Origin of the sequence: Exiguobacterium profundum, assembly GCF_042652865.1 — a bacterium.
Taxonomy (GTDB): domain Bacteria; phylum Bacillota; class Bacilli; order Exiguobacteriales; family Exiguobacteriaceae; genus Exiguobacterium; species Exiguobacterium profundum.
This window is the reverse complement of sequence record NZ_JBHSHG010000001.1, coordinates 1,392,822-1,414,424: the sequence shown is the minus strand read 5'-3', so window position 1 is coordinate 1,414,424 and position 21,603 is coordinate 1,392,822. Positions and strand designations below refer to the sequence as shown.

Genomic DNA, 21,603 nt, shown 5'->3' with positions numbered 1-21,603 from the left:
ACTGATGCGTGTCACACAGACAATGCTCACACAGACGAACTTGAAGCATTTATCAAGTAGTTACAACACACTCGCTCGTGTCCAGGAACAACTCATCAGCGGGAAACGGATTCAAAAAGCATCGGAGGATCCAGTCGTTGCGATGCAGGGAATCCGTTACCGGACTGAGGTGCGAGAAGTCGACCAATTCCGACGTAACGTCAGCGAAGCGACAAGTTGGATGGATTTGACGGACTCGACATTGAACGAAGTCACGGAAGCTGTCAAGCGGATTCGTGAGTTGACGACACAAGCGGCGAACGATACGTATGAATCGTCGCAACGTGCCATCATCAAGAGCGAGGTCGATCAATTGATCGAACACATCGGTTCACTTGCGAACTCAAAAGCAGGTGAAAAGTATATTTATAATGGTACGAAGACAGATCAACCTCTCATCAATGTCGACCAGTTAAAAGCGTATTTAGCGAATCCGGCTGGTTCTGTCGATTCAATTTATGAGAGTGGAACGGCACCTGCAACAAGTGGGGAGATCGAATTTGAAGTGTCAAAAGGAATTACTGTACAAGTGAACATGCAACCGGAAACGGTTTTTGGTAAGGAGTTATTTGAAGGGCTTCATAAATTAACTACACTTCTTAATGATCCAACGACTGCCGGGGCAGATTTGTCTGCAGAACTTGATACGCTCGACACACTCGGTCAAAACTTGATCACGGAACGGGCGGAGCTCGGTGCCCGAGCAAACCGTTTGGAGCTCGTCGACAATCGTCTTCAAGATCATGAGATTATCGCCAAGACCATCATGTCTGATAATGAAGACATCGATGTAGAAAAAGTCATTATGGAGCTGAAGTCACATGAAACTGTACACCGTGCAGCGTTATCTGCAGGTGCCCGCATCATTCAGCCGACGCTCCTCGACTTCTTACGGTAATTGATGATGAATCTCGCGAGACTTGAGATGCGGCAGACACAGGCCGCAATCCAGATGACATCCAATCGACCGGTACTCGAGATGCGTCAAGGACGGGCCGACCTGTCCATCCAACAAGGGAGAGCCGAGATGACGCAACAGACGACACAAGGGAAGCTTGAGGTTGATTCATCAGTAGCGAGAAGTGAGAGCAATCTGAAGGGTGTGCTCGAACTCGGTAAACATTTCGGGCGGATTGGGGAACAAGGTGCCCGAGAAGCGATGGCGAATATCGCTCGAGACGGCGACCGCATGATGCGAATCGAGAACGGGAATCCAATCCCTTCGATAGCGGCTGAGAAAGTGAATGACCCATATCCGATTGTTGACATGGGCTACATGCCAAAATCAATCGATCGTGTCAAGTTGACGTATACGCCGGCGGATGTGAAAATCGAGTGGAATATCACACCACCCCAAATTGATGTATCGCTCACTCCGACCGACATCTCGTTCACGCCGTGGACGACGGACATTTCGCTCCGTCAACAGGCGTCACTCGAGATGTGGCCGGTCGGTGGGATGTATGATGAAACGCGTTGAAAGTGAGGACAATCCATGTTCATTGAAACAGACTACTTTGGCAAGATTGAAATAAACGAAGCGGAGACGATCACCTTCGTCAGTGAGATTCCGGGATTCCCGGAATCAAAGACGTTCGTGTTGATTCCGTATGGGGAAGATTTGCCGTTCTGGTCGCTTCAGTCGATTGAGGAACAGGCATGCGCGTTCGTCGTGACGAATCCGTTTTGGCATAAGTCGGACTATGCGTTTGAATTGTCGGATGGCGCGAAAGACCAACTTGGAATCGAGGAGGCGGAACACGTATCGGTCTATTCTATTGTGACGCTTCGTGAACCTTTTGATTCATCGACGCTCAACTTGAAAGCACCGATCGTCATCGAGACGAAGGAACGTCGCGGGAAACAAGTCATCCTAGACGATGCGTATCCAGCTCGTTATCCACTCGGTGGCACGAAAGCGGAGGTGCGCTGATGCTCGTATTGAAACGAAAACAAGGTGAGGCCATCCATATCGGCGACGATGTGACGCTCACGGTACTCGCCATCGAAGGCGACCAAGTGAAGCTCGGGATTGATGCCCCGCGTCATATCGATATTCATCGTCATGAGGTGTACATTCAGATGCAGGAAGAGAACGAGTCGGCACGAAACAGTGCTAACTTGATGAAGCAGATGATTCAAAAGCAGTCGGAAGCGTGAGCTTTCGACTTTTTTCATGAATCCGGTAATTGATGGATGACAGCGCTCGATGGGTTGGGATAGGATGGAAACGTGAAAGGAAGGAGGGGAATCGGTGGAAACAGGTATTAATAGTTTTTTTATCAACATCAGTCTGATCTTTTTATTCATGTCGCTCACACTCTATGTGATGCGGACAGTTTTACCGATTCAGCCGACTTCCCCGTTGTTCGTACGCTTTTGGTTTGGAGTCTCTAACGGATTGACGGCAATTCTCTTAACCATCAACTCCATCGAATTAGGGGATGCACGAATCGACCTTCGTCTCATCCCGATTGCCTTATCCGCAACGTTCGCTGGACCGTTCGGAGCTATCGTCACGCTCGGTCTGATCTTCATCGGACGCACGACGCTGCACGGAATGAGTGCTCCGTTCGTAGACTCGTTACTACTGTTATTTGTCTTCTTTTTATTTTCTCTTGTCATGACACGCTTACCGATTCGTCGAGGGAGAGGGTATGCCATCTACATCGGGTTAGGTGCGCTCCTCGTCTTGATTCAAGTGAGCGGCAGTGTGAATGAGACGGTCTTTATAAATGTATTTGTTCCTTATTTTCTCATGTTATCTTTTGGGGCCTGGCTCTGCTATTGGGCCGCAAAGAAGCTCGAGACGCATCTATGGATGTTTCTCCTACATACGCACCGGGCGACCATTGATGAGTTGACGGGACTTCCAAACCGTTATCGGACGCTCGAACAGATGAACGATTTGGAAATGTCCGGGAAACCGTGGACGTTACTCGTTATCGACGTCGATCATTTTAAACAGTTGAACGATACATATGGGCACTTAGCAGGAGACGCAGCACTTCGTCATATCGGACAAACGTTGGAGCGGAGCTGTCCGCCGTCTGGATTTGTCGGACGATACGGTGGCGAAGAATTTTTGCTCGTCATTGAAGGTAGTGAAGGTATGGTGAAGGTGGCAGAAAACATCGTGCAAATGGTACAGCGAACACCATTCGAATTTCAGGGTGAAACTATTCCGATGACTATTTCAATCGGTGCAGCGATTGCAGGGCATGAACCGAGCATGGTCGTGTTCGAAAGAGCAGATGAAGCATTGTATGAAGCGAAGCAAAATGGACGAAATCAGGTCAAGTTTGCGTAAAAATCCCCTATAACCGTTGGCGATGATGGTCCAGCGGTTATAGGGGATTTCACGTTTAGTGAATGTTTTTCTTCTTTAATTGTCCGCCGCGGACGTCGTGAATGTTGCCAATGGCGAGGAACGCTTTTTCATCATAGTCATCGAGAATGTCTTTTAATTTCGTTTCTTCTAATCGACTGATGACTGTGAAGACGACTTTCTTCCCGTCACCTGTGTAGGCGCCTTCTCCATGAAGATACGTCACACCTCGACCGAGCCGGTCCATGATGGCTTGCCCGATATCGTCTGGTGCGGACGTGATGATCCAGGCCGCTTTCGACTGGTCAATTCCTTCTAGGACAACATCGATCGTCTTGAATGCGATGAAATAGGTGAGGAGCGAATACATGGCCCGGTCCCAACTGAAGACGAATCCGGCCGTCCCGAGGATAAAGATATTGAAAAACATGACAATCTCTCCGACGGAGAATGGTAATCGGTTCGTGAAGGAAACGGCAAGAATTTCCGTTCCATCGAGTGATCCTCCCGCCCGGATGACGAGCCCGATTCCGGCACCGAGTAAAAAACCGCCGAAGACGGTCGACAAGAGGAGGTCGTCTGTGAAAGGCTTGATGTCGTGAAGGACGATGGTGAAGGCTGACATGAGAAGGATGGCCGTCAACGTGACGACGGCGAACGTCTTTCCGATTTGCCGATACCCGAAGTAGATGAACGGTAAGTTGAAGAGGACGAGCCAAATCGCGAGCTTCGTTTCCGTCAAGTACGACACGATAATCGAGACGCCGACGATACCACCGTCGATGATTTGATTCGGTACGAGGAACGCCTCCAAGCCGACTGCAAAGACGAGGGAGCCGAGCAGCAAAAGGACGACTTTTACAAACAGTTCAGAAGCCTTGATCGGATTATGTTCCCGCCTTAAGCGCTGCACTTCCTCCGGTGTCGGGGAAGGCATAGGTGTACGCTGCATACATGGTGCCCCCTTTCCATTTTCTTAAGTATAACAAATGATACGAACCGACAATCATTTATGACAGAGAATCTGACATGAATATTCAGAATTGATGGAGGATTCTTGATAAATTATCTTAGTATTATTTTATGTTAGGCTAAGAAGGTTGTTGAACAATGGATGGAGGTCTATAGGATGAAACGAGAAAACAAAACGTGGTTGATGGCGTTTCAAATGATGATGAACATCATCGGGGGACTCATCGCGGCGTATGGATTGGAATCGGTCCTCATTCCGAATAACGTTTCGGACGGGGGCGTCACTGGGATTAGTATTGTCGGGTCACAACTGACGGGACTGCCGCTCGGTATTTTCATCGGGGTGTTAAATATTCCGTTTGTCTATCTGGGTTATAAACAAATCGGGAAGAGCTTCGCCATCCTTTCAGTCACCGGGATTGCATCTTTGTCTGTTGGTACGGTCATTATGCACCATGTTCCGACTATCATCGAAGGGGATGCGCTCCTCATCACGGTGGTCGGTGGGATCATCCTCGGGTTCGGGATGGGGATTTCGCTTCGCAACGGGGGAGCGCTTGACGGCATCGACATGTTGGCTGTCCTGTTATCCCGTAAATTGCCGTTCGGTACGAGTGATTTGATTTTATTTTTAAATACGTTCGTCTTTATCGTCGTCTCGACGGTGTTCGGTCTTCAAGGAGCGGTCTTGTCCGCCATCGCCTACTTCATCGCCTCGAAAGTGATTCATATCGTCGAAGAGGGATTGAGCGGGGCGAAGACGTTCAAAATCATCACGAGTGAACCGCAGGAGATGGTCGAGACGATTCGGGACCGTCTCGGACGGAGCGCCACGTTGAATCAAATCCAAGGAGCATATTCCAAAGAAAGTTATTACGAAATCACGTGTGTCATCAACCGGCTCGAAGAACGAAAAATCAAAGACATCATCGATGATGTCGACTCGAAAGCGTTCGTCGTCGTGTATGAGGTGACAGAGGTCAAAGGCGGGAACTTCCAAAAACGCGATATTCATTAACGGATGGCCAAGGGTCGTCCGTTTTTTTAACCTCTACACGTGTGAACCGACCAAGCAGGAAATCGCATATGGTAAGTGGAAGAAGTCGATGCAAGAGAAAGGGGAGGATTGGAAATGTACGCACTGATTGGAAAGCTTGTCACGAAAGCGGGGCAACGCGATAGACTCGTAGCAATTTTGTCGGAAGCGGCGCGGGAGATGGAGGCGACATCGGATTGTGAATCGTATCGGGTCCACGTGTCGCTCGATGAGGCGGATACCGTATTCGTCTATGAAGTATGGCGAAATGAGGAGGCGCATGCGGCGTCGTTGTCGCTTGTTGGAGTGAGGGCGTATATCGATCAGGCGAAACCAATCCTCGAGCGGATGGAGCGGATTGCCGCACTCGAACGCCGGACATGACCAAGAAGGAATAAAGAGACGGATGGCCAAGGGTCGTCCGTTTTTTGCAGGAGAAATGGCGAGATGTCGAGAACATGACAGGATTCGGAAAGGAGGGAACGTATGCGTCCACTCATACTCGGTGTCTTCGCCGCCTTGTTTTTTGCGAGCACGTTCGTGTTGAACGAAGTGATGCAAGTCGGAGGTGGCAGCTTTGCCTATAGTGCCTCGCTCCGCTTTTTGTGGATGATTCCGTTACTGCTAGTTGTGGTCGCGTTTCGTGGTGGACTCAAGCGAGTCCTCTCAGCATTGAAAGAACGTCCTCGTCCATGGATTCTTTGGGGGACGGTCGGGTTCGGATTGTTTTACGTTCCGATTTGTCTCGCGGCCGAGGTCGCACCCCCGTGGTTGATTGCGGGTACGTGGCAAGTGACGATTGTCGCCGGGGCACTGTTGTCCCCACTCTTCAAGAAGGCAGACGGAACACGGGAGCGAATCCCATGGCGCGGACTTCGCTTCTCGGTCTTGATTCTCATTGGGGTCGTAATGATGCAAGTGGAGTTTTTCGAGTCGTTCGAACCTCGGTTCATTTGGCTTGGGGTCGTGCCGGTCATCATCGCCGCATTTGCCTACCCGCTCGGAAACCGGAAGATGATGCAGCACACGGACCTCGACGTGTTCGAGCGAATCCTCGGAATGTGTCTCGGGTCACTCCCGGTCTGGCTCCTGTTGTTCGGTTACGGGTTGACGACGGGGCGTCCCTCATCGAGTCAGCTCGGGCAGACATTCCTCGTCGCCCTGTTATCCGGGGTTGTCGCGACCGTGCTATTCTTCATGGCGACCGATCTCGTCAAACATGACATGGGAAGACTGGCGTCCGTCGAAGCGACGCAAGCGCTCGAAGTCCTGTTCGCGCTCATCGGGGAACTGGTCTTCCTGCATGCCGTCATGCCATCGCCAATCGCTTTGTCCGGGATCGCGCTCGTCATGGTCGGGGTCGTCTTCCACAGTCGGAGTCAGTTTATGGAGCTCCCGACCGTCGTTCGACAAGAGGCATAAAAAAATCCCCTCAGTCTTTTGAGCGAGGGGATGGTCATTAACTTGTTGTCAAACTGCCTTTGACTTTGTCATAGAAATCATCCATCATACCGGTACGACTACCGAGTTGGCAGATCAGTTCGAGCGTTTCTTTATAGAACTTCTTGACGAGTCCTTTGTTTTTGACGCCGTCCATTAATGCGAGCGTCTGGTCGAGATTCTCTAAAATCTCTTTGATTTGCGCGTCTGAGTCCGGTTTGACGACTGTCATGTTCTCAGGAATGCTGACGACTTTTTCTTGACCTTGATGACGGAACGATGCACCGAAGCCAAGGTTCTCGATGAAGAGGTGCGGCATCACTTTTTGACCGAAGAAATGCTTGTGCCAGTCCGTTGCTTTCATCGTGTCCATGTCCTGTTTGAACGTAGATGCCGTGGAGACATATTGTTTAAACAAATCCGTCATGAATTTCTCGATGACCGGGATTTGAAGGGCGAAGACGTTTTTCAAGAGCGCGTCGAGCTGAGCGCGTGTCAAAGTAGTTTCGTTAGACATGTCAGTTCCTCTTTTCTATAGTACGTTACTACCATCGTATGGGATTGACGGACACTCGTCAATGTAAGGGGAAACATTTTTTCAGAATATTTAATGAAAAGTCGTCAACTTGTGGGATAATCAAGTGAAGACATTAACAAGTGAGGAGTGGTTCTTGTGAACAAATCGATGAAGTGGGCGCTCGCGCTCGGTGTGACAGGTGCATTGGTGGCGACAGTTGGTGTCGTCTCGTCCCGGGGACGGACAGAGGATACGACGCAGACGATTCGTGACCGTGAGCTCGGTTATGAGATTATCTTGCCGTCGAAGATTGTCGAGGCGATCGAGCGAGGTGATGTCTATATCGAGAAGGCGCAGGACGTCGTCGACATCGGGGACACGAAGAGCTACGGTACGTTCGATTTATACTATAACGTTGAGGACGGGGACGACCAACTCTTGTTCCACCTGGACTTGATCGACCGCGAATTGACTCAAGAAGCGTTCGCGACAGAAATCGGCTACGGCAACTACCTCGGGACGAACGACAAGACGTTCTTCTGGGTCGAACCGACAGAGGCCGTCCCAGGTGCGGAGGCGCATACGGACGAGATTGCCGAGTTGATCGAGACACTACCTGAGTTAGAGTTCCGGACGTTGTAATATGATGAGACTGTAGACGGCTGAATCGTTTGCAGTCTTTTTCAGAGAGGTGGGGGACGTGTGCGAAAGACATTACCAAGCCGAAGACGAGATTATTCGGAGGGATTGATTGTAATCCTTTTGTTTATCGTCGCGATGTATATATTTGATTTACCGAAACAAGAAAGCTTGATCACCTTGGCTGTTGTCATCGTCATCTCAGTCATGATGCGAGAATTGACTTATCTTTTTCAGAATGAAAGAAATCATTGAATGTCTGCTCGCTACGGCGGGCTTTTTCCTTTGTGCTACAATACAAATGAGGTGATATGAATGAATTGGACAGTAGAAGAAGTAAGACAGGCAGATGACGTCAAAGCGTTAGAACAGGCGGTCAACGCGAACGACAAGATCGACGTAAAGGTTGGGCATGAGTCGGTCGGGCAGAACGACTATGCGGTATATGACGGGGAGACGCTCGTTGGTTATCTCATGCTTTTCCCGTATCTTCCGAACGAGTATGAAGTGAATGCGCTCGTTCATCCTGAATACCGGAAACAAGGTGTCTTCACGGCACTACTCGAAACGGCAAAACAAGACGCGAAGTTGAACGGTTGCGAAGCATTCACGTTCGTCATCGACCGAAACTCGGCATCCGGGAAAGCGGTGCTCGAGCATCTTCAGGCGGCGTATCAGTTCTCGGAATACAATCTCGTCTTGAAAAAAGCGGAACTCTTCTTGAAGCCGGACGAAGTATCGCTACGTGAGGCGGCGTCAGAGGATCGTCCGCTCATCATCGCGACGCTCAGCGAGGCGTTCGGAGATCCGGTCGATGTGACGGAAAACATCTATCAACAAATCGATACGCCAGACCGCGTGACGTATATCGGTGAAGTGGACGGCAAACCGATCGGTGTGATTCGCGCCCTTCTCACTGGGGATGATGCGGCAAGCATCCATGCGTTCGGGGTCAAAGCAGGCGAACAAGGCAAAGGCTACGGTACGAAAATGTTGAAACAGATGGTCCAACAACTGTTCCGCATGGGCCGGACGAAAGTCGAGCTCGATGTCGAGACGGAAAACAAGGCGGCGCTCGAGATTTATAAACGTGCCGGTTTTGCGGAGAATGGTGGCTATGAGTTTTATATGATTGAAGTGTGAGGTGAACCACATGGTGAAAAATCTGAAATGGCTCGGCGCGGCGCGGCGTTTGAAGCCTTCCTCGGGATTCCGCTTCTTGGCGGTCTCTTCATCATCGGAATGGGCTATTCGCCCCTCGGTTTCATGTTCGTCTACCACGTGATCGTGTTGATTCTTTCGTTCAGTCGATTGAGTCGCTTCTCTTACGGTGCGGCGGTCGGAATTGCGGCCTCGGTGCTCGGCTTCATTCCATTTGTCGGGATGATGCTACACTGGGCGGCTGCCATCGCGCTCGCAATTGATGCGGCGACGACACCACGCCGTGTGATCCATGTTGAACGTGACGATGAAGCATTTTGATGAAACGTACTCCTTGACGGAGTACGTTTTTTCATTGACCAAACGTTCAACTGAAAACGCTATACATTCATTGGAAATTGGACGATATAGTAAGTGATGAACACAATGAGGAGGAACAAACAGTGAAAGTATTTAAAAACTTTACGACGCAATTGCTCGCGTGGATTTTGGTCACGTCCTTTATCACGGGCGGAGCGGTCGGCTACATCACCCTATTACTCTTGACAGAACTCGAGATGGAACAAGGTCAAGTCATGCTCGTCGGTACGGTCGTGGCATTACTCATCTCATCACTCGGCGGAATCGTCATTTACTTGATTGCCCGTCGTCCACTGAAAGCGGTCGAGATGGCTTCTGAAAAAGCTGTCGAAGTCGGGAATGGTGATTTGACGGTGCACTTCGCCGACGAGAAGACGACAGATCGTTCAGAGATGGGACGTTTGCTCTTGTCGATGGACAACATGGTCGAACACCTTCGGGAACAAGGCACGAACATGCGTTACACGGCTGACCAATTGACGGGTTCGGCACAGGAAATTGCAGCTTCAGTTCAAGAAGGGAACGTTGCAGGAGAAAGTATCCGTTCTGCGATGGATTCTCTCAACAAGATGTTAGAAGATAACGTCAGTGCGACATATAACTCGATGGACTTGCTCGGAGCGGTCGCGCGTACGATGGAGAGCATCCGCCAAGAGATGTCATCGGCGCTTGATTCGGCAAGCGAGATGCAACAGGAAGCAGAGAGCGGGAAAGGTCTTGCCTCGTCTTCAGTTCATGCGATGCATGCGATTGCCGGGAAAGTCGAACAGTCATCGACGCTCAACAGCCAGTTGACAGAAATGACAGGCGAAATCTCACGGATCACGGATGTCATCAGTGACATCTCAGCACAGACAAACTTGCTTGCCTTGAACGCATCGATTGAAGCGGCACGTGCCGGAGAGCATGGGCGTGGATTCGCTGTCGTTGCGGCAGAAGTGAAAAAGCTCGCGGAACAAACAGCGAACTCGACTCAAGAAATCACGGATCTCATCGTAGACGTGAAGCGTCTCGTTGGGGATACATCGTCTTCAATGGCGAACGTCAAAGCAGAAGTGGAGACAGGTGTCGGTTTAGTTGAAAAAGCAGGTGGTGCGTTCGCATCGATTCACAATTCCGCAAATGAAGTATACAGTCATGTCCATTCGGTCGATTCACTCCTTGATGAGTCACGTGGTCAGATCGATTCGGTTGTGACAAACTCGGCGGGCATCGTTGGCATGGTCGAAGAAGCATCGCGTTATGCGAATGAAGTGACATCAGCGGCGAGCCAGCAAGCGGCTAGTCTTGGTGAGGTGAACGGGGCGATGTCAGAGCTCGTTCGCGTCGCAGAGAGTTTGCAGAATGAGACGGAACAGATGAAAGTAGAAGTGTAAGAAGGTTGAAAACGTCCCAATGATGGGGCGTTTTTCATTACATAAATATAAAATTTGAAGAAATCATAAAAAAAGTTGTAAAAAGACTAAACTGCCGAGCCTTCACTCCGATATAGAGTATGGAAACGATAAAACGTTCCAACAAATGTAAGGTGAGGGGCCGGCCTAAACCTTACATGCTCGGACAAACGGATTTGGAAGAGCGGAAAAACTCAAACCTATGGAGGGAAATTACAATGATTATCAACCACAACCTTAACGCAATGAACGCACACCGCAACATGGCGTTCAACACAACTAACTCTGGGAAGGCAATGGAGAAACTTTCTTCAGGTCTTCGCATCAACCGTGCTGGCGATGACGCTGCTGGTCTTGCAATCTCTGAAAAAATGCGTGGACAAATTCGCGGTCTTGATCAAGCGTCACGTAACGCACAAGACGGAATCTCACTCATCCAAACAGCTGAAGGTGCATTGAACGAAACACACTCTATCCTTCAACGTATGCGTGAACTCGCTGTTCAATCGTCAAACGATACGAACACAACAACTGACCGTCAAGAGCTTCAAAAAGAAGTTGATGAGCTCGTTAGTGAAATCACACGTATCGCTGAAAACACAGAGTTCAACACGAAAACATTGATGGATGGCGGTTTCTCAGCTGTGGGATCTGGTCTCAAATTCCACATCGGTGCAAACTCAGGTCAAAACATTGAGTTGACAATCGGAAACATGACTTCTACTGGTCTTTCTGTTGATACAATCGATATCGAATCACAAACAGGTGCAAACAGCGCTATCTCAGTAATCAACACTGCGATTGAAACTGTATCTTCTGAGCGTGCGAAACTCGGGGCAACACAAAACCGTCTTGAGCACACAATCAACAACTTGAACGTTGGAGCTGAAAACCTTCAAGCTGCTGAATCACGTGTACGTGACGTAGATATGGCGAAAGAAATGATGAACTTCACGAAAAACAACATCTTGAACCAAGCTGCACAAGCAATGCTTGCTCAAGCGAACCAACAGCCACAAGCTGTACTTCAGTTGTTACGTTAAGATTCATTTAAAACCATATAAAAAGGGAAACGGACATAAAGTCTGTTTCCCTTTTTTTAAATAAATTTGTCAGTCTATCGATATTCATATATTGAAATTGTATACTATATACAGATGAACTTTTAAAACATAAAGGAGTGCCTTATGTCACAACTGCAAAACATCGTAAAAGAGCTTCGGGACATCTCAAATCAAGTTGTCCTCTTAGTTGAAAACGAAAAGTGGGATGTCCTCGACGAGATTGTGGGAATCATTCGACTATTTGGCGAAAATATTCATTCTAATGGAATTCGGACAGTAGAACATGTAGCGGAGCTCCAAGCCATCAAGAAAGAGAATTTACAACTGTATGTCAATGTTGTCTATGATAATTTGCAATTATTAATTACAGAATATGAAGCATTAATAGAAGTAGAACATCAGAATCAAATCGTCCTCCCGTTCCGCTATCATGAGAACGAGATGGCTCTTATAAAGCAGAACGATAGTAGCCACTATTTTGTGAGTGAAACGCTTTTAGAGTTTGAGCGGTTGCAAGCCGAGATTGCTGATGACACGGAAGCTATTATCCTTTTAGGGTATGGAAGTGGGCTGTTTCATGCTGAATTGATAAAACAATATCATGTCTTGACGATTGATCCCCTCAACTTACCGTCAAATATTAAAAGTGATTCAGTCTTGTCTTTTCTTGATTCGCAAGACGATTATAAAACGTTATTGCAATCAAAGTTTCAATCGTTTATTGGTTTGAAAACGGAAGTTATTAAACATCCTCTTTATGAGGATACAAAAACGTTACTTGAATTATTGAAATTGGTTCGAAATTATTTGAGCGAAAGTCGAATTGATTTAACGACACGTAAAGTGTACACGGAGAGCTGGTATCAAGAATCGTTTCAAAATGCGAGCTACCTAAACCGGCATTCAGATCGTCTTTTTAACATCGATTGTCTCAAACATAAATATAAAGGAAGCCATGCGCTGATGATTGCAGGGGGTCCTTCACTAGAAGATGCGATCCCTTATCTTAAAAAGGCTCAGTGCGCTTACTATATCATTGCGATTGGTCAGACAGTTAAAGTTTTACTGGAGAATGAAATCCGACCGGACTTTGTCATATCGATTGACGCTGGTGAAGCTAACGCTCATTTCTTCAACGATATTGAAATTGATGTCCCACTTGTCTATTCGTTACAAGTGAATCATCAGATTCCACAACGAGCAAAGGGGTTACTTGTACCTTATGCTGATGCCAAGGTTACACAAGATTTGCTACCCTATACAAAAACAGTTTTCAGTACGTACCCTACGGTGGCGTTAGCAGCGGTTGCATTTGCGAACTATTTGGACTTTGATTCAATTGGGTTGATCGGACAAGATTTAGCATTGCGAGAAGGTGAATATTATAGTGCTTCGGTCAAACAAGCTTCTTCAAACGATGGTCAGTTCACTAAAACGTTATATGACGTACCATTGAATAATGGTGAGATGGGGAAAACCACACCAATCTTATTTGGTTTTTTAACTAGTTACCAAGCATTAATCAAGTCACAGCTCGGATTAAAAGAAAAACTAGTCAACTACGCGGAGAAAGGTGCTCGAATTGAGGGAGTTTCGTATCAATCCCTTGAAAGGCTCCACACCACACCGATTCAAAAACAGAAACTTGAACAAGTCAAAGAATCAGAATTGAATGTCCCGATTGAGCATGTACAACAATTACTTGATAGTGTGAGCGAACGATTGCAAATGCTTGAAAAACGATTGGGTCGCGCTATGAATCAAAAAGCGGTCACCATCGATGAGTTTGAAAAAATGCTACGGGATTGGGATGCGATGATTGAAGCGCCATCTTTCCGAACACATATCATGCCGCTTCAACTCGTCAATTTATTAATCATTCAAAATAAAATTAAATTCCATAATCGATACAATCGAACGAGTGCATTACGTCTTTCGATTTTGTCGCGAATGTTTGAGTCGATTCAAGAACTACAAACTCAACTTCACACGATAAAACAAGCGTATGCAGAAACTATTAAGTAACAAGTAGCGCCAATAATATATTTATTAGACATTGTGCATGAGAGAGGAAGTATATAAGCATGTTTACAAATCAGACAATTTTAGTCACGGGTGGTACAGGATCTTTTGGGAAGAAATTCATCTCCACCGTATTAAAACAAAACGTAAAAAAGGTCATCGTATTTAGTCGTGATGAGTTAAAACAATATGAAATGGCGCAAGAATTTACAGATCCCCGTGTCCGTTTTTTTATTGGGGATGTTCGTGATAAAGAACGCCTTTATCGTGCGTTTGATGGAGTAGATATTGTCATCCATGCTGCGGCGCTCAAGCATGTCGGAGCTTGCGAGTATAATCCATTCGAGGCCGTGAAAACAAATATTCATGGTGCTCAAAATATTATTGAAGCGGCTATTGATCGTGGTGTCAAAAAAGTTATCGCACTAAGTACGGATAAGGCTGCAAGTCCGATTAACTTGTATGGTGCAACTAAATTAGCATCAGATAAATTGTTTGTCGCTGGTAACTCATATGCCGGGGATAAAGACACACGATTTGCTGTCGTCCGATACGGTAATGTCGTCGGAAGCCGAGGCAGCGTTGTACCATTCTTCAAGAAGTTGAAGCAAGACGGAGCAACGGTCATTCCAGTGACCGATGATCGGATGACTCGCTTTTGGATCACATTAGACCAAGGTGTCCAGTTTGTTATCGATAGTTTGACACGTATGAACGGTGGAGAGATTTTTATTCCGAAAATCCCAAGTATGTCGATTCTTGATTTGGCTGAGGCGATTGCTCCTGAGTGCGACATCAAAATTGTGGGGATTCGTCCAGGTGAAAAATTACATGAGGCAATGATTACGGAAGATGATGCGAGACACACGTTAGAGTACGACGATTATTTTGTCATTCAACCTGAGTTCCCTTGGTGGAGTGCAGAGTATTCAAATGGTGGAAAGTCGTTACCAGAAGGGTTTACATACGTCAGTAATGTAAACAATCAGTGGTTATCGGTCGATGAATTAAGAGAGTTAGTGAAATAAGGAAGACGGCATAATCATTTTTTGATGAGAGGGAGTTTAGTTTGATTGATCAACCTGTAAGAAACACGTTTCTGCCTTATGGCAGACAATGGATCGATGAAGAAGATATTCAAGCTGTGGTCGATACGTTACGAGGTGACTTTTTAACAACTGGTCCTGCTGTTGATGAGTTTGAACAAGCAATCGCTCAGTATGTTGGAGCTCGCTATGCTGTCTCTTTTTCTAATGGGACGGCCGCCCTACACGGTGCCTGTTTTGCAGCAGGAATTGGTGAAGGGGATGAAGTCATTACCACTCCGATGACATTTGCAGCTAGTGCGAATTGTGTTCTTTATCAAAAAGGAACACCTGTGTTTGCTGACATTGATCCAACGACGTATAACTTAGACCCGAATGCGATTGAACAAGCCATCACTCCACGCACAAAAGCCATCATCCCTGTCCACTTTACAGGTCAACCTGCAGCGATGCGGGAGATTCATCGAATTGCCGAACAACATGACTTAGTCGTCATTGAAGATGCGGCTCATGCGTTAGGTGCCACCTATCAAGGGAAACGAATCGGTGCGTTAAGTGATATGACGATGTTTAGTTTTCATCCTGTTAAACATATTACTTCGGGTGAAGGTGGCATCATCACGACAAATGATGAAGTGTACTATCGTAAACTATTACAATTTCGGACCCATGGAATTACAAAAAGTGCTGAACAGTTAGTTGATCACCATGGTCCTTGGTACTACGAAATGCAGTTTTTGGGTTTCAATTATCGAATGACAGATATTCAAGCTGTCCTTGGAACAAGCCAATTGAAGAAGATTGAACGATTTATTGAGTTACGAAAACACTATGTTTCTTTATATAATGAGGCATTTCGCGAGTTATCTGAAATTACGATACCGCATCAAGATGAAAGTGGAGAGTCAAGCTGGCACTTATATATCATTCGCTTAAATCAAAACCGGTTAAACGGTTCACGGAAAGAACTGTTTGAGGCCTTATTAAATGAAAACATTGGAGTCAACGTCCACTATATTCCTGTTCATTGGATGCCATATTATCAAGAGCTAGGGTATGAAAAAGGGATTTGTCCACACGCAGAAACGCTATACGAAGATATCATTACACTCCCTCTATTTCCTGCGATGACTGAGGAAGATGTGTACGATGTGATCGATGCAGTGAAAAAAGTGTTAAAACGATATGGGAAGTGAAAAATGGCTATGAAAACGGTGGCGATTATTCAAGCACGGATGGGCTCAACGAGGCTTCCTGGGAAAGTATTGATGAAACTGCAAGGTCGCACGGTGCTTGACCATGTGATTGCTCGAGTAAAACAAGCGAAATTAATTGATGAAATCATCGTTGCAACGACAACGTTGAGTGAAGACGATGTATTGTCGGAGGAAGCAAAGCGATATGGTGTTCGTGTGTATCGAGGAAGTTCAGATAACGTACTGAGTCGATACTATGAGGCAGCTATGGAAGCCGAAGCTGAAGTGGTGATTCGAATCACTTCAGATTGTCCTTTGATAGACCCTTTCATTATCGATCATGTGATTCAACAATACCGCGACACAACAAACCATCTTGTGACAAATGTAGGGACCAAGCCAAGTGAGCGAACGTTTCCAAGAGGTCTAGATGTAGAAGTATTTTCATTTGAATCCCTCTTCGATGCTTATCATCATGCAACAAAAGATTATGAGCAGGAACATGTCACCCCGTTAATCTATGAACAGCATCAACATAATGTATCTTGTTACGACAATGAAACAAACTATTCTCAGCATCGGTGGACGTTGGATACACCTGAAGACTTGAAATTGATTTCTGAAATTTATAGTCGTCTTTATAAGGGAGAGCATGACTTTTATTTAGAAGACATTATTCGGCTATTTAAGGAAGAACCTCAATTAATTGAGATTAATAAGCATATTGAACAAAAAGTAATAAGATAAGAGGGACACATTATGAAAGTCATGATTTTTACGGAAGGTGGAATAAAAACGGGGTTTGGACATCTGACAAGGTGTATTGCTTTATATGATGAAGTGAAACGGAGAGGAATAGAAGTTGAGTTAATTGTTCAAAGTGATGTAGATTTGAGAAACTTGGTTGGGGACCGTCATTGTACAATCATCAATTGGTATACCATCGATTATTTGTATAGAGTCGTTCAACCTGATTTTTATTGTATCGTTGATTCATACATCGCTACGAGAGATTTATATCAAGTAATCGCTCAACGTTCAAAATCAGCTATCTTTTTAGATGATACAAATCGTATTCATTATCCTGATGGGATTGTAGTCCATCCTTCTCTAAGTACAAATGATGTACCTTCCGGAAGTTTAGCTGGACCAAAATATATCATTTTACGAGACGCGTTTCGAGAAGAGGTACGTCCTTTTATCCGGCAGGATGTAACCAATGTTTTGATTACTGTAGGTGGTACGTTACAACCTTCACTTATCCAATCCATTGTCCATCTCATTTGTTTTAATCATCCAGAAATTACTTTTCATATTTTAATTGGAGATAAGCATGACCCTATTCTTGAACGAGAACTATTGTCCGTGTCTAATATTATTCTGCATCGATATGTACCCAGCCATGAAATGAAACGATTGATGAGTTGTTCAGATTTAGTGATTACCGCTGCTGGACAAACCATCTATGAATTGATTATCTCGGGAGTACCATTTGTTCCAATAAAAATCGCTGAAAACCAAGAGCGAAACATGCTTGCGTTACGCAGTAGAAAATTAATTTCTTCAAATGTGACCTGGGGATCTTCAACGTTTGGTCAAGATTTACAGACTGAATTCAAAAATATGCTTCATATGCATACTCGAACTGAACAAACGATGAATTACGAGGGGTTGTTGGATGGAGACGGTCCTCTACGAATCGTGAATTCTTTACTTCGTAGTCAGGATTTCAATTTCTTTCTAAGAAAAGCAACGATTCAGGATTCTCAACAGATATTTGAGCTTTCAAATCAGGAATACGTTCGTAAATATTCAATTAATCAAAAACCGATATTATGGGAGACTCATAAAAATTGGTACCAACAAGTTTTGTCGTCGAAAAAACATCTTTTTTTTATTGTGACGAATCATTCGAATCAAGTGCTAGGTCAAATTCGATATGAACGAATAACTAATTATGCCGTTATTAGTATCAGCTTATCGGAAATGTTGATAGGGAAAAAAGTCAGTCAACCACTGATTCAGCAAAGCCTTATGATGATTCAACAAGAGTGGAAAGATATTCGTGAAATAACGGCCTATATTTCAAATGAAAATATTGCGTCCAAGAAGACGTTCGAAAGAGTAGGTTTTGAGATGAATGCACACGAAGAAGATAATAAACTACTCAAATACATATATATAATGGAATAAGGGTGACTCTTCATGAATCTTTCAAAACAAGTATTTATCATCGCGGAACTATCTGCTAACCATGGCAGTAGTATTGAAATCGCGAAACAGACAATGAAAGCAGCGAAAGAAGCAGGTGCTGATGCAATTAAAATTCAAACATATACACCTGACACGATTACAATCGATAGTCGTAAAGAGTACTTTCAACTAACACAAGGTACAATCTGGGATGGTCGCACACTTTATGACTTGTACCAAGAGGCCTATACACCGTGGGAGTGGCATAAAGAGTTGATGGACTATGCAAAAGAGTTGGATATCGTTTGTTTTTCAAGTCCTTTCGACCCTACTGCTGTGGATCTATTAGAAAGCTTACAGGTACCTGCGTACAAAATCGCTTCATTTGAAATCACTGATCTGCCACTCATTGAATATGTTGCCTCCAAGAACAAACCAATCATCATCTCAACTGGAATTGCAACGCTTCAAGAAATTGAAGATGCAGTATCCGTTTGTCGTAAAGTTGGAAACGAGCAAATCATATTATTGAAATGTACGTCAGCCTATCCAGCAAAAATTGAGGATGCGAATCTCGTAACGATGCAAAATATGAAAGAGACTTTCGGTGTCGAAGTCGGATTGTCGGATCACACGCTTGGAATCACTGCACCGATTGTGTCCGTTGCATTGGGAGCGAAGGTGATTGAAAAACATTTTATTTTAGATAAATCAATTGGTGGCCCAGACGCTAGTTTTTCTTTAGAGCCTCATGAGTTTAAAGCGATGGTCGATGCTGTTCGAGAAGCGGAACAAGCACTAGGGCGCGTCGACTATCAATTAAACGAGAAAAAAGTGAAGAATCGTGAGTTCGCACGTTCTTTATTTGTTGTGAAAGATATTCAAGCTGGGGAAGTCTTCACGACTGAACATGTCAGGTCAATTCGTCCGGGACATGGATTGGCTCCGAAACATATCGATTCCATTCTTGGTAAAGTGGCAAGAAAAGATATCGAGCGTGGAACACCAATGAGTTGGGATTTGATTTAGTAAATAAGATGATTGTCGAGGCGGCGGTTACGTCGCCTCTTTATTATGTGTGAGAAAGAAGAAGAAACTTAAGGAAAAAGTATTTTGACCGATATAAGAAATGAGACCATAACATGTGAGGGAGTAGAAGACTATGAATCCGACCATTTCTGAAGTCAGACTTCACTTGCCTTCTTCTGTATTACCGTATGAGCAAACTAAAAATGTGTTCGTTGAGGCCAATCAAACTCAACTCGCCGATGAAGGTATTGTTATTCTTCCGACGCCTCAACACATTACAAAGTTAGAGGCAGCGGTCGAGAAGGCGAATCAAGTCCTTGAAAAGCAACGTACCGGCTTGAAATTTATGAAGCACGAAAAACTGAATGATTATTATATTCAAATCGTCGATGCGAACAATGAAGTAATCCGTGAAATCCCAAGTAAAAAATCAATGGATTTCTTTGCGGCGTTTATGGAGTTTAATCATTTATTCGACGAACGGATATAAAAAAGGAGTGGGCATATGACATCACCAATTCGATTTGGCGGATTAGCCAGTGGGATCGATACCGATAGTATCATTAAACAAATGATGCAAGCAGAACGAATTCCAGTAGATCGTTTAGAACAGAAAAAACAATTGACCGAATGGCGGCGTGACTCTTATCGTGAGGTCAACCGTTCACTGTTAGCATTACGAAACAGCGCGGTCGATATGATGTTCAGCCGAAACTATTACGCAAAAACGGCTTCATCCTCTGATGAATCGCGTGTATCTGTCGTTGCAGGTCCATCAAGTGGAAACGCTTCGCTTACTATCAATTCAGCGACGTTGGCTACCTCGGCTTCTCATGTAGCGGTGGCAAATGGTGGAGGCATCACAAATGACACGGCAGTTTCGACACTCGGGTTAGAGGTTGGTATTCGGAAACAAACGTTAACTGCGGGAACAACTGAACTCGTAGTGAAACCGCTACCGAATAATCCGCCAACTTTTACGGATAAAGATGGTAATGCGATTTCGTTAGCACATACGTACGATGCGGCAACTGGGAAGATTACGTTCGATAGTGGAGTGACAATCCCTGAAGGTGCACAAGTCGTGTATGAAGCTGGCTATCAAGTTCGTTTCCGTAATGAAGACGGTGGAGCTTTACAGACAGTATATGTTGATGAGAATGCTAAGTTTAAAGATCTCGTTACCGCGTTGAATGGCACGAAGACGGGAATTAGTGCGTTCTTTGATCAAACTTCAGGGCAGATTTCATTAACACGTAAAGACACGGGCGTGAAATCGATTATCGAATTTGAAGGCACTGCAGCTAAAGCACTATTTGGTTTAAATGGATCCGTAGCCGGGACGAATGCATCTGTGGATGTGAACGGCATTACGTTGACCCAAAGTTCAAACACCTTTACGATTGATAATATGACCATCACATTGAAGTCCTCATTCAATGATGGCACTAAAGTAAACTTGTCCTCTGCGACAGACACTCAAAAAATCTTTGACGGAATTAAAGGGTTCGTTGATAAATACAATGAGACCATCGACCTCATGAACAAAAAGACACGAGAAGAACGATTCCGTTCGTTTTCACCGTTGACTCAAGCTCAACGTGATGAGTTATCTGAAGACGAAATCAAGAAGTGGGAAGAAAAAGCGATGAGCGGTATGCTCCGCGGTGATACGATTTTGCGCGGAACCATGGACAATCTTCGGAGCAAGTGGTCGGGTGCTACAGCTGCATCGAATGACGTCGAGATGTCACGATTGTTCCAGATCGGTCTTTCGACTGGAGCGGATTTCACCAATGGTGGTAAAATCGAACTCAATGAAGAGAAGCTGAAAGCGGCTATCGAAAAAGATCCGGAGCAAGTATATCAGTTGTTTACAGATGCTGAAACTGGATTATTGCCACAAATCCGAGATGCTGCCAAAGATTCGCGCGATACGATTACACGAATCGCAGGAGCGGACGGTTCTGGCTCACAAACCCATTCGATGGGGAAAGAAATGACCGATATTGATTCGCGTATCAAGCGGTTAAATGATTTACTCATCGATAAAGAAAACGCCTATTACCGTCGTTTCACAGCGATGGAAACAGCGATGAACCAAGCGAATGCTCAAGCGGCATCGCTGTCACAGTTTTTAGGCGGAGGCATGTAAGAGGAGGAGTTT

The 21,603-nt window shown here is 45.4% G+C and carries 24 protein-coding genes; 22 read left to right on the top strand and 2 right to left on the bottom strand.

Annotation, left to right across the window (positions count from 1 at the left end):
- Positions 1–4: 4 nt before the first annotated feature.
- From flgL to ACFO4U_RS07260, 5 genes are all read left to right on the top strand, one after another.
- Positions 5–937 (top strand): flagellar hook-associated protein FlgL, encoded by a 933-nt coding sequence (gene flgL, locus ACFO4U_RS07280; RefSeq protein ID WP_159562671.1) that lies wholly within the window; start codon positions 5–7, stop codon positions 935–937.
- Positions 938–964: 27 nt separating this feature from the next.
- Positions 965–1,519, top strand: coding sequence for a DUF6470 family protein (locus tag ACFO4U_RS07275; protein ID WP_230872833.1), 555 nt, complete (start codon positions 965–967; stop codon positions 1,517–1,519).
- Between the two features lie 15 nt (positions 1,520–1,534).
- On the top strand, positions 1,535–1,972 hold the full coding sequence (gene fliW / locus ACFO4U_RS07270) for a flagellar assembly protein FliW (protein ID WP_074036208.1): 438 nt from the start codon (positions 1,535–1,537) through the stop codon (positions 1,970–1,972).
- Positions 1,972–2,199, top strand: a complete 228-nt coding sequence (gene csrA, locus ACFO4U_RS07265) for a carbon storage regulator CsrA (RefSeq protein ID WP_012726976.1) — start codon at positions 1,972–1,974, stop codon at positions 2,197–2,199. Before fliW ends, csrA begins: the two co-directional genes overlap by 1 nt.
- Before the next feature lie 94 nt (positions 2,200–2,293).
- Positions 2,294–3,349 (top strand): GGDEF domain-containing protein, encoded by a 1,056-nt coding sequence (locus tag ACFO4U_RS07260; protein ID WP_260563861.1) that lies wholly within the window; start codon positions 2,294–2,296, stop codon positions 3,347–3,349.
- 55 nt (positions 3,350–3,404) lie between these two features.
- On the opposite strand, the gene ACFO4U_RS07255 is transcribed toward ACFO4U_RS07260, so the two are convergent.
- Complete coding sequence (locus tag ACFO4U_RS07255; RefSeq protein ID WP_084543049.1) at positions 3,405–4,319, bottom strand: YitT family protein; 915 nt, start codon at positions 4,317–4,319, stop codon at positions 3,405–3,407.
- 177 nt (positions 4,320–4,496) lie between these two features.
- Between ACFO4U_RS07255 and ACFO4U_RS07250 the strand changes: the two genes are divergently transcribed.
- The 3 genes from ACFO4U_RS07250 to ACFO4U_RS07240 all read left to right on the top strand — a co-directional run bounded on the left by ACFO4U_RS07250 (position 4,497) and on the right by ACFO4U_RS07240 (position 6,797).
- Complete coding sequence (locus ACFO4U_RS07250) at positions 4,497–5,357, top strand: YitT family protein (protein ID WP_214690629.1); 861 nt, start codon at positions 4,497–4,499, stop codon at positions 5,355–5,357.
- A 114-nt stretch (positions 5,358–5,471) separates the two neighbouring features.
- The gene (locus ACFO4U_RS07245; RefSeq protein ID WP_215243755.1) at positions 5,472–5,759 is read left to right on the top strand and encodes a putative quinol monooxygenase; all 288 of its coding nucleotides are present in this window, start codon (positions 5,472–5,474) and stop codon (positions 5,757–5,759) included.
- A gap of 102 nt (positions 5,760–5,861) precedes the next feature.
- On the top strand, positions 5,862–6,797 hold the full coding sequence (locus ACFO4U_RS07240) for a DMT family transporter (RefSeq protein ID WP_214690631.1): 936 nt from the start codon (positions 5,862–5,864) through the stop codon (positions 6,795–6,797).
- A 37-nt stretch (positions 6,798–6,834) separates the two neighbouring features.
- Here ACFO4U_RS07240 and ACFO4U_RS07235 read toward each other — a convergent pair whose 3' ends face one another.
- Positions 6,835–7,332 carry a hypothetical protein gene (locus ACFO4U_RS07235; protein ID WP_214690632.1) on the bottom strand — a complete coding sequence of 166 codons (498 nt, stop codon included), beginning with the start codon at positions 7,330–7,332 and terminating at the stop codon, positions 6,835–6,837.
- A gap of 156 nt (positions 7,333–7,488) precedes the next feature.
- Between ACFO4U_RS07235 and ACFO4U_RS07230 the strand changes: the two genes are divergently transcribed.
- From ACFO4U_RS07230 to fliD, 14 genes are all read left to right on the top strand, one after another.
- Positions 7,489–7,974 carry a hypothetical protein gene (locus tag ACFO4U_RS07230; RefSeq protein ID WP_196431017.1) on the top strand — a complete coding sequence of 162 codons (486 nt, stop codon included), beginning with the start codon at positions 7,489–7,491 and terminating at the stop codon, positions 7,972–7,974.
- Positions 7,975–8,034: 60 nt separating this feature from the next.
- The gene (locus ACFO4U_RS07225; protein WP_214690633.1) at positions 8,035–8,226 is read left to right on the top strand and encodes a hypothetical protein; all 192 of its coding nucleotides are present in this window, start codon (positions 8,035–8,037) and stop codon (positions 8,224–8,226) included.
- 60 nt (positions 8,227–8,286) lie between these two features.
- Positions 8,287–9,114, top strand: a complete 828-nt coding sequence (locus ACFO4U_RS07220) for a GNAT family N-acetyltransferase (protein WP_214690634.1) — start codon at positions 8,287–8,289, stop codon at positions 9,112–9,114.
- A 27-nt stretch (positions 9,115–9,141) separates the two neighbouring features.
- Positions 9,142–9,453 (top strand): hypothetical protein, encoded by a 312-nt coding sequence (locus tag ACFO4U_RS07215; RefSeq protein WP_215243756.1) that lies wholly within the window; start codon positions 9,142–9,144, stop codon positions 9,451–9,453.
- 122 nt (positions 9,454–9,575) lie between these two features.
- Complete coding sequence (locus ACFO4U_RS07210; protein WP_159562662.1) at positions 9,576–10,868, top strand: methyl-accepting chemotaxis protein; 1,293 nt, start codon at positions 9,576–9,578, stop codon at positions 10,866–10,868.
- 236 nt (positions 10,869–11,104) lie between these two features.
- Positions 11,105–11,929, top strand: coding sequence for a flagellin N-terminal helical domain-containing protein (locus tag ACFO4U_RS07205; protein ID WP_159562661.1), 825 nt, complete (start codon positions 11,105–11,107; stop codon positions 11,927–11,929).
- 144 nt (positions 11,930–12,073) lie between these two features.
- Complete coding sequence (locus tag ACFO4U_RS07200; RefSeq protein WP_215243757.1) at positions 12,074–13,975, top strand: motility associated factor glycosyltransferase family protein; 1,902 nt, start codon at positions 12,074–12,076, stop codon at positions 13,973–13,975.
- Positions 13,976–14,034: 59 nt separating this feature from the next.
- Positions 14,035–15,000: a UDP-N-acetylglucosamine 4,6-dehydratase (inverting) gene (pseB, locus tag ACFO4U_RS07195; protein ID WP_159562659.1), complete on the top strand. Its 966-nt coding sequence runs from the start codon at positions 14,035–14,037 to the stop codon at positions 14,998–15,000.
- Positions 15,001–15,041: 41 nt separating this feature from the next.
- Positions 15,042–16,214: a UDP-4-amino-4,6-dideoxy-N-acetyl-beta-L-altrosamine transaminase gene (gene pseC / locus ACFO4U_RS07190; protein WP_159562658.1), complete on the top strand. Its 1,173-nt coding sequence runs from the start codon at positions 15,042–15,044 to the stop codon at positions 16,212–16,214.
- A 3-nt stretch (positions 16,215–16,217) separates the two neighbouring features.
- Positions 16,218–16,961, top strand: a complete 744-nt coding sequence (locus ACFO4U_RS07185) for a cytidylyltransferase domain-containing protein (RefSeq protein WP_251131794.1) — start codon at positions 16,218–16,220, stop codon at positions 16,959–16,961.
- Between the two features lie 12 nt (positions 16,962–16,973).
- Positions 16,974–18,407, top strand: coding sequence for a bifunctional UDP-2,4-diacetamido-2,4,6-trideoxy-beta-L-altropyranose hydrolase/GNAT family N-acetyltransferase (locus ACFO4U_RS07180; RefSeq protein WP_159562657.1), 1,434 nt, complete (start codon positions 16,974–16,976; stop codon positions 18,405–18,407).
- 12 nt (positions 18,408–18,419) lie between these two features.
- Entirely contained in the window at positions 18,420–19,436 is a 1,017-nt protein-coding gene (gene pseI / locus ACFO4U_RS07175) for a pseudaminic acid synthase (protein ID WP_215243758.1), read from the top strand.
- 133 nt (positions 19,437–19,569) lie between these two features.
- Entirely contained in the window at positions 19,570–19,926 is a 357-nt protein-coding gene (locus tag ACFO4U_RS07170) for a flagellar protein FlaG (protein ID WP_159562655.1), read from the top strand.
- 15 nt (positions 19,927–19,941) lie between these two features.
- A complete protein-coding gene (fliD, locus tag ACFO4U_RS07165; protein ID WP_159562654.1) occupies positions 19,942–21,591 on the top strand; it encodes a flagellar filament capping protein FliD in 1,650 nt (549 codons plus the stop codon).
- Positions 21,592–21,603 lie beyond the last annotated feature (12 nt).

Excerpts from the sequence above, each read along its gene's own strand:
- ACFO4U_RS07255 (WP_084543049.1), bottom strand. The coding sequence starts at position 4,319 with ATGCAGCGTACACCTATGCCTTCCCCGACACCGGAGGAAGTGCAGCGC.
- ACFO4U_RS07180 (WP_159562657.1), top strand. The coding sequence starts at position 16,974 with ATGAAAGTCATGATTTTTACGGAAGGTGGAATAAAAACGGGGTTTGGA.
- fliD (WP_159562654.1), top strand. The coding sequence starts at position 19,942 with ATGACATCACCAATTCGATTTGGCGGATTAGCCAGTGGGATCGATACC.
- ACFO4U_RS07205 (WP_159562661.1), top strand. The coding sequence starts at position 11,105 with ATGATTATCAACCACAACCTTAACGCAATGAACGCACACCGCAACATG.
- ACFO4U_RS07215 (WP_215243756.1), top strand. The coding sequence starts at position 9,142 with ATGGCTCGGCGCGGCGCGGCGTTTGAAGCCTTCCTCGGGATTCCGCTT.
- ACFO4U_RS07275 (WP_230872833.1), top strand. The coding sequence starts at position 965 with ATGCGGCAGACACAGGCCGCAATCCAGATGACATCCAATCGACCGGTA.
- ACFO4U_RS07200 (WP_215243757.1), top strand. The coding sequence starts at position 12,074 with ATGTCACAACTGCAAAACATCGTAAAAGAGCTTCGGGACATCTCAAAT.
- ACFO4U_RS07170 (WP_159562655.1), top strand. The coding sequence starts at position 19,570 with ATGAATCCGACCATTTCTGAAGTCAGACTTCACTTGCCTTCTTCTGTA.
- ACFO4U_RS07245 (WP_215243755.1), top strand. The coding sequence starts at position 5,472 with ATGTACGCACTGATTGGAAAGCTTGTCACGAAAGCGGGGCAACGCGAT.
- ACFO4U_RS07220 (WP_214690634.1), top strand. The coding sequence starts at position 8,287 with ATGAATTGGACAGTAGAAGAAGTAAGACAGGCAGATGACGTCAAAGCG.
- ACFO4U_RS07235 (WP_214690632.1), bottom strand. The coding sequence starts at position 7,332 with ATGTCTAACGAAACTACTTTGACACGCGCTCAGCTCGACGCGCTCTTG.
- ACFO4U_RS07185 (WP_251131794.1), top strand. The coding sequence starts at position 16,218 with ATGGCTATGAAAACGGTGGCGATTATTCAAGCACGGATGGGCTCAACG.
- pseI (WP_215243758.1), top strand. The coding sequence starts at position 18,420 with ATGAATCTTTCAAAACAAGTATTTATCATCGCGGAACTATCTGCTAAC.
- fliW (WP_074036208.1), top strand. The coding sequence starts at position 1,535 with ATGTTCATTGAAACAGACTACTTTGGCAAGATTGAAATAAACGAAGCG.
- pseB (WP_159562659.1), top strand. The coding sequence starts at position 14,035 with ATGTTTACAAATCAGACAATTTTAGTCACGGGTGGTACAGGATCTTTT.
- csrA (WP_012726976.1), top strand. The coding sequence starts at position 1,972 with ATGCTCGTATTGAAACGAAAACAAGGTGAGGCCATCCATATCGGCGAC.
- ACFO4U_RS07240 (WP_214690631.1), top strand. The coding sequence starts at position 5,862 with ATGCGTCCACTCATACTCGGTGTCTTCGCCGCCTTGTTTTTTGCGAGC.
- ACFO4U_RS07250 (WP_214690629.1), top strand. The coding sequence starts at position 4,497 with ATGAAACGAGAAAACAAAACGTGGTTGATGGCGTTTCAAATGATGATG.
- flgL (WP_159562671.1), top strand. The coding sequence starts at position 5 with ATGCGTGTCACACAGACAATGCTCACACAGACGAACTTGAAGCATTTA.